At 45.9% G+C, this 12440-nt stretch carries 12 protein-coding genes and 1 other annotated feature; of the genes, 6 read left to right on the top strand and 6 right to left on the bottom strand.

Going from position 1 to position 12440, the window contains the following annotated elements; translation table 11 throughout:
• Positions 1-27 precede the first annotated feature (27 nt).
• From mtnN to CTT30_RS02410, 4 genes are all read left to right on the top strand, one after another.
• Entirely contained in the window at positions 28-726 is a 699-nt protein-coding gene (gene mtnN, locus CTT30_RS02425; RefSeq protein ID WP_239876470.1) for a 5'-methylthioadenosine/S-adenosylhomocysteine nucleosidase, read from the top strand.
• 24 nt (positions 727-750) lie between these two features.
• Entirely contained in the window at positions 751-1704 is a 954-nt protein-coding gene (locus CTT30_RS02420; protein WP_239868702.1) for a cobalamin biosynthesis family protein, read from the top strand.
• A 3-nt stretch (positions 1705-1707) separates the two neighbouring features.
• A complete protein-coding gene (btuF, locus tag CTT30_RS02415; protein ID WP_252035940.1) occupies positions 1708-2529 on the top strand; it encodes a vitamin B12 ABC transporter substrate-binding protein BtuF in 822 nt (273 codons plus the stop codon).
• Positions 2530-2610: 81 nt separating this feature from the next.
• Positions 2611-3231 carry a TRIC cation channel family protein gene (locus tag CTT30_RS02410; protein ID WP_239838507.1) on the top strand — a complete coding sequence of 207 codons (621 nt, stop codon included), beginning with the start codon at positions 2611-2613 and terminating at the stop codon, positions 3229-3231.
• A gap of 59 nt (positions 3232-3290) precedes the next feature.
• On the opposite strand, the gene thrC is transcribed toward CTT30_RS02410, so the two are convergent.
• From thrC to thrA, 3 genes are read right to left on the bottom strand one after another with little or no spacing between them, the layout of a single operon-like run.
• Positions 3291-4574, bottom strand: coding sequence for a threonine synthase (thrC, locus tag CTT30_RS02405; protein WP_252035939.1), 1284 nt, complete (start codon positions 4572-4574; stop codon positions 3291-3293).
• Positions 4571-5527, bottom strand: a complete 957-nt coding sequence (thrB, locus tag CTT30_RS02400) for a homoserine kinase (protein WP_252036592.1) — start codon at positions 5525-5527, stop codon at positions 4571-4573. The genes thrC and thrB overlap by 4 nt, the downstream gene beginning before the upstream one ends.
• Before the next feature lie 17 nt (positions 5528-5544).
• Positions 5545-8004 carry a bifunctional aspartate kinase/homoserine dehydrogenase I gene (thrA, locus tag CTT30_RS02395; protein WP_252035938.1) on the bottom strand — a complete coding sequence of 820 codons (2460 nt, stop codon included), beginning with the start codon at positions 8002-8004 and terminating at the stop codon, positions 5545-5547.
• Between the two features lie 29 nt (positions 8005-8033).
• Positions 8034-8153 (bottom strand) — a sequence feature (Thr leader region).
• A 283-nt stretch (positions 8154-8436) separates the two neighbouring features.
• On the opposite strand from thrA, the gene CTT30_RS02390 reads away from it, so the two are divergent.
• Complete coding sequence (locus CTT30_RS02390) at positions 8437-8898, top strand: hypothetical protein (RefSeq protein WP_239838510.1); 462 nt, start codon at positions 8437-8439, stop codon at positions 8896-8898.
• Here the strand turns inward: CTT30_RS02390 and CTT30_RS02385 are convergent.
• A complete protein-coding gene (locus CTT30_RS02385) occupies positions 8895-9380 on the bottom strand; it encodes a putative 4-hydroxy-4-methyl-2-oxoglutarate aldolase (RefSeq protein ID WP_239868718.1) in 486 nt (161 codons plus the stop codon). The two genes, CTT30_RS02390 and CTT30_RS02385, sit on opposite strands and share 4 nt — an antisense overlap.
• A gap of 29 nt (positions 9381-9409) precedes the next feature.
• Positions 9410-9799 (bottom strand): DUF3293 domain-containing protein, encoded by a 390-nt coding sequence (locus CTT30_RS02380; protein WP_239868721.1) that lies wholly within the window; start codon positions 9797-9799, stop codon positions 9410-9412.
• 325 nt (positions 9800-10124) lie between these two features.
• Between CTT30_RS02380 and arcA the strand changes: the two genes are divergently transcribed.
• A complete protein-coding gene (arcA, locus tag CTT30_RS02375) occupies positions 10125-10841 on the top strand; it encodes a two-component system response regulator ArcA (RefSeq protein ID WP_252035937.1) in 717 nt (238 codons plus the stop codon).
• Positions 10842-10981: 140 nt separating this feature from the next.
• Here the strand turns inward: arcA and hldE are convergent, their stop codons facing one another.
• Positions 10982-12412, bottom strand: a complete 1431-nt coding sequence (hldE, locus tag CTT30_RS02370) for a bifunctional D-glycero-beta-D-manno-heptose-7-phosphate kinase/D-glycero-beta-D-manno-heptose 1-phosphate adenylyltransferase HldE (protein WP_239838514.1) — start codon at positions 12410-12412, stop codon at positions 10982-10984.
• Between the last annotated feature and the right edge of the window lie 28 nt (positions 12413-12440).

Below are 12440 nucleotides of genomic sequence, written 5' to 3'. Positions count from 1 at the left end.
TACCTATTTGAATTAACAGGATTCCTTATGAAAATCGGCATCATCGGTGCAATGGAGCAAGAAGTCTCTATTCTTAAGCAAGCTATTGAAAACTGCCAAGAAGCGTCTAAAGCAGGCTGTACTTTCTACGCAGGTCAGCTTAACGGTGTAGAGGTGGTGCTACTTCAATCTGGTATTGGTAAAGTCGCGGCTGCGATAGGAACCACTATTCTGCTGGATGAATACCAGCCTGACGTCGTGATTAATACAGGTTCTGCTGGTGGCTTTGACTCTAGCCTTAACCTTGGTGATGTTGTGATCTCAACGGAAGTTCGTCACCACGATGCAGACGTGACGGCCTTTGGCTACGAAATGGGCCAAATGGCTGGTCAGCCAGCGGCTTTCATGGCAGATGATAAACTGATGGATGTCGCTGAAAAAGCACTGGCGAAAATGGACGACAAACACGCCGTACGTGGCTTAATCTGTACTGGTGATGCATTTGTCGCAAGCGCAGAGCGTCAAGCCTTTATTCGCAAATACTTCCCTTCCGTTATTGCCGTTGAAATGGAAGCCTCAGCGATTGCTCAAACCTGTCACCAGTTCAAGGTACCATTTGTTGTCGTGCGTGCTATCTCTGACGTCGCAGATAAGGAAGCGGGCATGAGCTTTGATGAGTTCCTGCCATTAGCGGCTAAGAGCTCATCAGAGATGGTAGTAAAAATGGTTGATTTGTTAAAAGCTTAATCCTCTAGAGAGTGACTGATATTCATGGAAGAACTTTTTCATCAGTTGTACTCAAATGGAGCGCTCCTCGTATTATGGGGCGCTTTGTTGTTTCACCTTATCCTTCCTTTCCCTCGAGAAGCCCACCCTGCTATTTTATGGCATAAATTTGCTGAGCAACTGGCTGACAAGGTCAACACCAACTCCAGTTATTCGCAGAGTATGATCTCCGGTACTTTAGCGTGGTTGTTGATGACCATTCCTATGCTTATCGTGTTGATCGCCCTAAAACCTCTTGTCTGGCAAGCTCAGCTGTTTGAGCTGGCTCTGCTCTTGCTTGCCATTGATTGGCGCAACACCGATAAATTCACCGCACATTTTGTCGAAGCACTCGCAAGAGAGGATAAAGAACACGCAAGAATGCTGCTCAAGCCAATAGTAAATCGCTCAACCGACTCACTATCGCTACTCGGCTTAGGTAAAGCGGGCGCAGAAACCTTAATCATGTCCTACGGGCGCAATGTCGTCGCTGTCCTTTTCTGGTACGCCATCGCAGGGGGGATTGGTGCCTTCATTTATCGTATGACCGTAGAACTGGCTCGCGCTTGGTCTCCATCTCGAGAGAAATTCTCTCCTTTTGGTCTACCTGTTATCCGTGCTGTCGCGGTATTAGACTATATTCCACTTCGCCTATTTGCACTGGTCATAGCGTTAGGAAAACGAACCAGTGAAGTGTTTGCACTGTTGAAACAGCAAGCAAGTAGTTGGCCACTTCCAGGACCATCTTGGCTGATCATTTCAGTGGGTGCGAAGCAAGAACTATCGCTCGGAGGGCCTGCCATTTACGACGGGAAGAAATCAGTGCGAAGTAAGCTAGGTGGCAGAATAGCTCCTTCTGCAATCCACATTGCTCAGGTACAACGCTTACTGGCTTGGCGGATGTTTGCTTGGATATTAGTGCAGAGTGCGATCATGGGTTTAATCTATCAAGGCATTTAAATAATGACACGACTGTCCCTTATTTTATTTCTACTATTTCCAATCTTCAGCCACGCCGAGCCAGCCAAGCGTGTAATCAGTTTGGCCCCCCACGCGACTGAAATGGCTTTTGCAGCTGGTCTGGGGGATAAACTTATCGCCGTGAGCGAGCATAGTGATTATCCCGAACAAGCAAAGGAAATAGAAAAAGTTTCTAACTATCAGGGAATTAAGCTAGAGCGCATTATTGCTCTTCAACCAGATTTAGTCATCGCATGGCCTGCTGGTAATCCCCCAAGAGAGCTTGAGAAGCTCAAACAGTTTGGTCTCAATATTTACTTTTCCACCACAAATTCACTGGACGATATTGCCAAAAATATTGAGCAATTGAGTAAATATGCAGAAAATCCATCGATTGGTATCGAAGCCGCACAGCAATTCAGAGCTCAGCTTGCCGAATTCAAACAACGCTATCAAACTGAAATTCCGGTTTCGTATTTCTATCAGCTTAGCGAACAACCCATGATTACTGTTGCAAAACGAAGTTGGCCAAGCGAAGTGTTTTCCTTTTGTGGCGGTATCAATGTCTTTGAGAGCAGTTCAGCACCCTATCCGCAAGTGAGCACAGAACAAGTCGTATTAAAAAACCCGGATGTTATTTTCACTTCACAATCGGCCATAGCTAACATTCATCCATGGAATAAATGGAATCAGCAGCTTTCTGCCGTGAAGAACCACCACGTTTGGTCTCTCAACTCTAACTGGTTGAACCGCCCGACCCAAAGAACGCTCAACGCGATCGAGGAAGTTTGTGAGCACTTCGATACAGTGAGACGAAATCGCTAACTTCTATGCGCTCTGTTACCATACAATCCGCGTCGTTTTTGTCACTCAGTCTACTGAGCCTTTGTAAGAGATATTAGCCCCGTGAACTCCATGCTGCTTTATAGTGTCGATTTATTCGGCACCGCTATTTTCGCTGTATCAGGTGTACTACTCGCTGGCCGCTTAAAAATGGACCCTTTTGGTGTTGCCGTATTAGGCAGTGTGACTGCCATCGGTGGAGGTACAATTCGAGATATGGCTTTAGGCGCAACCCCTGTCTTTTGGATCACTGATACTAACTATTTGTGGACCATTCTCATCACTTGTCTGTTGACCATGATCATCGTCCGTCGCCCCAAACGTCTGGCTTGGTGGATTCTTCCTGTCTGCGATGCGATTGGCCTAGCCGTTTTCGTTGGTATTGGTGTGGATAAAACCATGACCTATCAAGATTCAGCCTTGGTTGCCATCATTATGGGTGTGATTACCGGGTGCGGTGGAGGGATCATTCGTGATGTTTTGGCTCGCGAAGTTCCTATGGTGCTGCGCAGTGAAGTGTATGCGACGGCCTGTATTATCGGCGGTGTTTTTCATACCACAGCACTCGCCATGGGCCATGATTCCGACACGGCTTTCTTGGCCGGCGTATTTTCTACCCTATTAATTCGTTTAGGCGCTATTCGCTGGCACTTGTCTCTGCCAACATTTGCGCTCAATCGTTAATTAAAGCGTTTAAACATAAAAAAGGTCACCGAGGTGACCTTTTGGCTTTGAGCGATAAATTACTTTTGCACTCGACGCAGAACGTCTTTCAGTAAATCGAAGTCATTGGCTAAGTCTTCAGAAAGCAATTCCATCTCAGCGTGTTTTGCGAGCGGTCCTGGTAGAGCGATATCTGAATCAAGAATCTCATCAACAACTTCTTTGAATTTTGCCGGGTGAGCGGTGCAAAGGAATAACCCTGTTTCCCCATCTTGCAACTGCTCTTCAAGGACGCGGTATGCAATTGCACCATGCGGCTCACAAAGATAACCAAGCGAGTGCAACTCTTTGACTGACTGAGCACTTTGCTCATCAGAAACCGCACCTTTGCCTAATGTCTCTAGGCCCCACTCTTTCACGCGGCATAGCTCTTCGATACGCGGCCAGTTGTTTGGCTGGCTTACATCCATCGCATTCGATGTGGTTGCAACTGTAGGCTTTGGCTCCCAGTTACCTGTCTCTAGGTAACGCGGCACAGTATCATTAGCGTTTGTTGCCGCAATAAAACGTTTAATTGGCAGGCCAAGTGCTTTCGCCAGTAGACCTGCGGTTAAGTTACCAAAGTTACCGCTTGGCACAGAAACGACCAAGTTTTCGCGCTCTTCCTTACTCATTTGTGCTGCGGCTTCAAAATAGTAACAGATTTGCGCCATCAAGCGACTAATGTTGATTGAGTTTGCTGAGTTCAAGCCTATCTCTTCACGCAATGCCGCGTCATCGAAAGCTTGCTTAACTAGCGCCTGACAAGCATCGAAGTCACCATCGATCGCTACGGTGTGAATGTTTTTACCAAGCGTACAGAATAATTTCTCTTGCAGTGGGCTGATCTTGCCTTTCGGATACAGAATCACCACATTGATGTCTTCCATACCGTAGAAAGCATGCGCGACTGCAGCGCCCGTATCACCAGAGGTGGCAGTCAAAATGGTAATTTTACCACCGTCTGAAACCGCAGCTAAGGATTGCGCCATAAAGCGGCCACCAAAGTCTTTAAACGCTAGAGTTGGACCATGGAAAAGTTCAAGAGCGTAAACGCCTTGTTTGACTTCATTGATTGGTGCCGGAAATTGGAATGCCGCATCAACCATAGAGTGAACTTTATCCTGCGCCAGTTCATCACCAATCAATGCAGACAAAATCTTGGTGCTACGAGAAACAAAGTCCTCAGCTAAAAGTGTATCCACATCATCAAACCTTGGCAGTTCTGACGGGAAAAAAAGGCCTTGGTTACGACCTAACCCTTGGCGAACGGCTTGACCAAAGGAAACTTGTTCATCATTTTCTTTTATATTGTAAAGCTTCATAGCTCACTTCCTGTAACGATTGAGCCCTGCTTGTCTAAGCGACAAACATGGACAAATCCTTCTTGATTTTGTACGTAATTTTGTTCTAACCAGCGAGCGACTCGCTCAGCGACATCTTTCTCTTTGCAAATACTAAATAGCGTCGGGCCACTTCCTGAAATCCCGGTTGCCAAAGCACCTGCTGTTGCCGCGTATTTACGTGCATCAGCAAAGCCCGGTAGCAGTTTCTCACGATACGGTTCAGCGATCACGTCTTTGATCATCTTAGCCGCCAGCTCTGGCTGATTGGAATGACAAGCATGAATAAAGCCCGCCAGATGTCGGCCATGAGCAATGATATCCTGACGACGATACTGAGAAGGTAGGATCTCACGTGCTTCCGCTGTTGATACCTTAATGCCTGGATACGCCATCACCCAGTACCAATCGTCAAAGCAAGGAACTTCTTGGCTGATAATACCAAGCTCTTCAAGCATTAGTTGCACACCACCAAGGTAGCATGGAGCGACGTTATCATAGTGAATGCCACCAGAGATCTGCCCTTCCATTTCACCCATTAACGCCAATAGCTCAGTTTGATCCAATGGATTGCCATGGAATTGGTTTAGCGCATCCAGAGCCGCGACAATCGAACAAGCACTTGATCCTAACCCAGAGCCAATCGGCATGTTTTTCTCAAGCGTCATCTCTAGCGGTAACAGAGTCACGCCCTTTTTATCCAACTCTCTAGCAAAAACTTGCCAGCAATCATAAACGATATTTTCTTTAGGATTTTCCGGTAACTTAGAAACAAAATTGCCTGCCGTTTTGAGGCTAAAAGACTCCTTTCCAGCTTTCACCATCACGCGATCACCCAGTAAGGTGCCATCAATAGGCGATACCGCTGCCCCCAACACATCAAAACCAACGCTCACGTTACCGATTGACGCTGGAGCGTAAACCACCACATCCATACCACTACTCATCCGTCTTAAACCCCTAGCTTCCATCCTAAAGTACGCATCACATCCGAGAAAACCCCAGCCGCCGTCACTTCTGTACCTGCGCCATAACCACGCAGCACCAATGGAATAGGCTGGTAATAGCGACTATAGAAAGCGAGTGCATTTTCACCATCCTTGATCTTGAACATAGGATCATTTTCATCCACAGCAGCCATACTAACACGACATTGGCCGTCATTGATTTCACCGACATAACGCAGCACTTTACCTTCTTGTGCGGCCTTGGCAGACAACTCTTGGAAGTGAGCATCCGCCTCAGGCAATCGGGCCATAAACTCATCTACGCTGCCTGAATCATCAAAACCTGGTGGCAATGCTTGATCAACAATCACATCTTCCAGCTCTAAATTCATACCAGCTTCGCGCGCCAGAATTAGTAGCTTACGAGCGACGTCCATACCAGACAGATCATCACGTGGATCTGGCTCCGTAAAGCCATTGTCTTTCGCAATATTGGTTGCCTGACTTAGCGTCATACCTTCATCAAGCTTACCGAAGATGTATGACAGCGAACCTGACAGAATCCCGCTAAAACGCTCAAGTTCATCCCCTGCGGAAATAAGGTTTTGCAGGTTTTCGATCACTGGTAGACCTGCACCAACTGTTGTTTCATACATCAACTTGCGACGTGAACTACGGGCGATATCGCGCAGCTGATGATAATACGCCATGCTCGCTGTGTTGGCTTTTTTATTTGGAGTGACAACGTGGAAGCCCGCCGCCAAGAAGTCCGCATACTGATTAGCGATAGATTCCGAAGAAGTACAATCCACCAGAACGGGGTTGATAATGTGGTTGCGCTGGACCAGAGAAATCAACCGTGCAAGGCTAAACTCTTCGGTTGCGTCGTTCATACGGTCACGCCAGTGTTCTAAGGGTAGACCTTCACTATCGAGCAGGAGGCCTTTGCTGTTCGCCAAACCACACACTCTTAGAATGATGCCTTTTTCCGCCAGTTTCGCTTGCTGACGTTGGATTTGATCTACCAGTTCACCACCAACACCACCAACACCGACTACAAACACATCCAAGAAGTGTTTAGAGTTAAACAGGTTCTCATGACAAGCTTTGATCGCTTCAGAAATTTTATCTTCAGGAATCACAGCAGAAATTGCACGTTCCGATGAGCCTTGTGCGATAGCAACGATGTTCACGTTCACTTCGGCTAAAGAAGAGAAGAACTGAGAGGCGACACCACGGGAAGTACGCATACCATCGCCAACCAGTGTCACAATAGCTACATCGTCCATAAACTCAACTGGCTCGAGCAGACCATCTTTGAGCTCCAACTCGAACGAGTCGCTAAGCGCTTGCTGAGCGATGGCTTTATCTTCCGCTTCGATACAGAAACTAATGCTGTACTCAGAAGAGGACTGGGTAATCAACACAATCGATACGCCCGCTGAAGACATAGCACCAAACACACGACTCGCCATGCCAACCATGCCTTTCATGCCTGGGCCAGAGACGTTAACCATAGTCAGATCACTGAGCGTAGTGATGCCTTTGATCGCTAGATTATCTTCACCCGTATCTTGACCGATTAATGTACCGGCTCCTTGAGGATTAAAGCTATTTTTGATCAAACATGGGATGTGGAATTGGGCAATTGGAGCGATGGTTTTCGGGTGAAGAACAGAAGCACCAAAGTAAGACAGCTCCATCGCTTCTTGGTAGCTCAACGATTTGAGTAAACGCGCATCATCGACCAAGCGTGGGTCACAGTTATATACACCATCGACATCTGTCCAAATTTCACAACAATCAGCACGTAAACACGCAGCTAAAACCGCCGCCGAATAGTCTGAGCCATTACGCCCTAGAGTGACGAGTTCACCCTCTTCGTTACCCGCGGTAAAGCCCGGCATGATGTTAACGTGCCCCTGTGGTAATGGATTCTGACGGAAATTCTGAGTCGAGACCTCAACGTCAACCATCGCCTCTAAGTGTTCACCGTTTGCGTAAAGGTATTTAACTGGATCAATCAGGCTGGCAGGTTGACCTTTTGCTTCCAATACCGCTTTCATAAGCTGAATGGAAACACGCTCACCTTTACTGATGATGCGAGCATTAACGTTATCTGGGCACATCCCTAATAAATCGATGCCATGAACAAATTGGCGTAGCTGAGTCAGAGACGTTTTGACTTGATTGTCATAGCCAGAGCCATCAATGTTAGGTAAAACTTGCTTGATATCCTGATACAGATCGCGAAAAGAATCTTCCAACTCCGCGATTTGTAACTCCGCTTGGCCATTTTTCAGTGCTCCCTCAATCACGGCCACGAGTTTATTGGTTGTCTTACCCGGTGCTGAAAGAACCACAGCGACCTCTTCCTGCTGTGCATTATTAGCAATGATATCTGCTGCTCGCAAAAAACGATCAGCATCTGCTAATGATGAACCTCCAAACTTTAATACACGCATCCCTTTCTCCAAATGTCTGTAAATTGGTATAAAAAAAGGCCTGTATCTTGTGGGATACAGGCCTTTTCTTTGAATTTCTTTCGCTTAGCAGCCTGCCCCAACATGTGTGATGTCGGTAATAATAATGGTTGTGGTCATTACTACTAGGCTATGGCTGTACATATATATTTTTTGTTGCGATTGTGTGTTTGCTTACCCATACGTTTAACCTATTTGTTTAGCATGAGTCAACGAAAAGTTTTTATTTTTTGTTTACACTTCGTTCGGCTCGTCTTCTGTGAGCCAGTTCAATAAGTTACCTTTTATATCTAAAATATAAACAAGATTGCATATTGGCTAATTCACGAAATTACTGAAAAAGTGACTACCAGAGCTGAGGTTTTATGCTTTAATTGATCTTGCGGTGGATAAGTAACAATCAAGGAGTGGCAAATGAAAACAACACTAAGCCTTTTGCTTACTCTTGTTGCGTGCTCATCGATGGCAACAGAGCTTCCAGCTTTACCATCACAGCAAAAAAACTCTCCGCACAAGTTGTTCCTATCTAGTGAAGCTAACCAACACGATTTTGATACTTGGAAAATTGATGGTGGCTACTCATACAATGTTTTCGATAATATCGATCTTTACGTTGGGGCTAGAGTCAATCAAGGGAATCACACCAATGAAAGTGGTTTTTTAAGTGGCGTTAGCTATCAGATAACGCCAAGAGTCTCAGTAAAAAGTACTCTGCACTCCTACAATGAAGACAGCACTGAGGAAGGGACTGACAAAGTCATCTCAGCCGAAGTATCTAGCCGTATGAGATTAACTGAAAACCTTGATCTTCACGCCACCCTCGAACATCAAGAGTGGCAACAAGAACTAGAAGTTGGTATCGGCTTTCGATTCTAACTCCAATCCAATAATTCAGTAGACATGAGCACCCCATTCCAATCGGCGTAGACATAATCGCCAGGCTGAATCATTTGGTTATGAACCGTCAGTGTCACATTTGTATCGCCAGCTCCTCGCTTCTCCGTTTTAAATGGGCTAGTCCCTAAAGCTTTTACACCAAGTTCCATTTCAGCCATTGCAGCAGCATCTCGGATAGCACCATACACAATTACGCCTTCCCAATGGTTATCAATTGCAAGAATCGCCAGTTGATCACCAAGTAAAGCTTTCTGACAGGAGCCATGCCCATCGACAATCAAAACTTTTCCTTTGCCGTTCTGACTCAACGTTTCCCTAACTTTAGAGTTATCGTGATAACAACGAACGGTCACTATCTCCCCCCAAAATGCACTTTTCTTACCAAAAGTATGCAGTGGGATATCTAATGAGGTGACTTTATCTTCATGCTTATCACATATATCCGGTGTAATATCTTTCATTTTTCCTCCATGAATCTGGCTTTAAATCCTTACCTGCATCGACATTGCCATTGCCCCAAGTTGACCTTAGTCGCATCAGCTAAACATGAGAGCAAAAACAGCTCGTCACCTACCACATAATAGATTGCATTCTGTTTATATTTACGCCCTAACAGCAGAGCTTGTTGTTGCTCAATATCGACAGCGAAACTCTCTTCAGCCCAAGCAAAACTTTCATCTCCCACTAATACTTCAACAAAGTAAGTATGGCCAAAATCTTGGGCTAAGTCGTGATTATTTCGATCATTTTGTGGCTTCGACAACCACTGACTCGCGGGATTCCACGCAGTTATAATCGCAAACCTTGTTGTGCTTGGTTTGCGAGAAAACTTGAAATAAGGATCTGAATATTCTTGCCAAAGTTGCGCATCTATCATCATGTAAACCACAGTTTTACATTTGTTCTAGACTATTAATATTTGTTACATTCGAACTCTTGATATAAATCAACAAAGTGCATGGAATTAACATTATGACGTTGTTAGCATGCTGTTAACATTATAGAATCCGCTTCAAAGACTAATAGAGCGTGTGAGGAAAAGGGACCTCAAGAAGCGAATTGGGACCAAGGAAGGCGGGCAATCAAAGAAACAATGTATTTTTACAGTCTTTGGTTTATTATCAACATCACATTACCTGTATGTTAGGTTTTTGCCTAGAATTTATTCTATTAGCACAATTTTTTCACAAGTTTAGGTACCGCCAATGCAAACCCCGCACATTCTTATTGTTGAAGATGAGCAAGTAACTCGTAACACTCTAAAGAGTATTTTTGAAGCAGAGGGATACGCTGTTTTCGAGGCCAGTGACGGTGAAGAGATGCACCAGGTGCTGTCTAATAACCAGGTCAACTTGGTTATTATGGACATCAACCTTCCAGGTAAAAATGGCCTTCTGCTGGCACGTGAACTGCGCGAGCAAGCGAATGTGGCATTAATGTTCCTGACTGGTCGTGACAACGAAGTTGACAAGATCCTTGGTCTTGAGATCGGTGCAGATGACTACATTACCAAACCATTTAACCCGCGTGAGCTAACGATCCGTGCCCGTAACCTACTAAATCGCTCTATGAGCACCAGCGTGGTCACGGAAGAAAAACGCAGCGTTGAAAAATACGAATTCAACGGCTGGGTATTGGATATCAATAGCCGCTCACTGATTAGCCCAAGTGGCGATGGCTATAAGCTACCACGTTCTGAGTTCCGTGCCCTGCTTCATTTCTGTGAAAACCCAGGCAAGATCCAGACACGTGCTGACCTGCTTAAGAAGATGACTGGTCGTGAGCTTAAGCCACATGACCGTACTGTCGATGTGACTATCCGTCGTATCCGTAAGCATTTTGAATCAGTCTCAGGTACACCAGAAATCATCGCGACGATTCACGGTGAAGGTTACCGATTCTGTGGTGATTTAGAAGAATAATCACCAAGACGAAGAAAGAAAAATGGAGCCAATTGGCTCCATTTTTTGTTTTTTCTTTGTCGGCTGTGACTTAAATGGTAACAAGTTATGAACAAAGCCTGATTCAGACAGAGCTCAATAACGCGCTGCCTGATGTGTCTTTAGCCTTTGCCACCTTTGATTGCGTCAATGATCTCAGTCGTTGAGCAACCATCTTCAAAGTTGAGTACTTTAACTTCACCACCATTGGCAATCACTTCTTTACCACCAGCAATCTCTTCAGGTTTGTAATCACCACCTTTGACAAGCATGTCTGGCAAAACTTCTGAAATCAGGCGCTGAGGCGTTTCTTCGCCAAACGGTACAACCCAATCTACGGCACCAAGGCCAGCCAAAACCGCCATACGACGATCTGTCGGGTTAACCGGGCGACCAGGGCCTTTCAAACGCTTCACCGATTCATCGGTGTTCACAGCAACAATCAGGCGGTCACCCAATTCAGCAGCATGGTTCAGATAAGAAACGTGTCCAGCGTGCAGAATGTCGAAACAACCATTGGTCATCACTACCTTCTCGCCCTTCGATTGTGCGTTCTTCACCGCTTCAATCAGCGCCTGTTCAGTGATAACACCAAAATCAGTGTCTTGACTACCATGAACCGCTTCAGCTAGTTCAATGGTTGATACAGTGGATGTACCCAGCTTACCAACCACGACGCCTGCTGCTGCATTTGCCAATGCGCAAGCTTCATCAAGGGGCTTACCCGCCGCCACTGATGCCGCCAGCACAGAAATCACGGTATCACCTGCACCCGTTACGTCATAGACCTCTTGTGCAAGAGTTGGTAGGTGGAATGGTTCCTGCCCACGGCGCAGCAAGGTCATACCGTGCTCACTGCGCGTCACCAATAATGCATCAAAATCGAACTCTTCAATCAGCGCTAAGCCCTTCTCAACCAAGTCTTGTTCAGATTTCACTTTCCCCACAACCAGCTCAAATTCAGCCATGTTAGGGGTCAGTAATGTTGCGCCACGGTAGCGTTCAAAATCCGCACCTTTAGGGTCAATAAACACAGGTACCTTGGCGGCGCGTGCTTTCTGAATAAACTGCTGAACGTGCTCCAATGCACCTTTCGCATAATCAGACAGAACAACCGATTTCACTTTTGGCAGTGCCTGCTCCATACGATCTAAAATCAGCTCGGCATCGGTATTTTCAAATTTGTCTTCGAAATCTAGGCGGATCAGCTGCTGACCACGGCTCAAAACGCGAAGTTTAGTAATGGTTGGATAGTTTGGCAGAGCCACAAAGTCACACTTTACTTTCAGTGCAGATAGCGTCTCATTAAGCACTTTAGCTGGCTCATCAATCCCAGTTAAACCCACGATATGCGCATGGCCGCCCAAAGAAGCAATATTCATTGCCACATTCGCTGCACCACCTGGACGCTCTTCGTTATTTTCTACTTTTACTACAGGAACTGGGGCTTCTGGGGAAATGCGTCCAGTCGGGCCATACCAGTAACGATCAAGCATGACATCACCGATGATCAATACTCCAGAATCACTATAGTTCGGTAGGATTGGTTTCATTATGGGTCTCCAAATTCTAATTCGGGCA

Origin of the sequence: Vibrio coralliilyticus (assembly GCF_024449095.1) — a bacterium.
Lineage (GTDB): Bacteria > Pseudomonadota > Gammaproteobacteria > Enterobacterales > Vibrionaceae > Vibrio > Vibrio coralliilyticus_A.
Note: the sequence above shows the minus strand (reverse complement) of the source record. Positions and strands in the feature narration are given on the sequence as shown.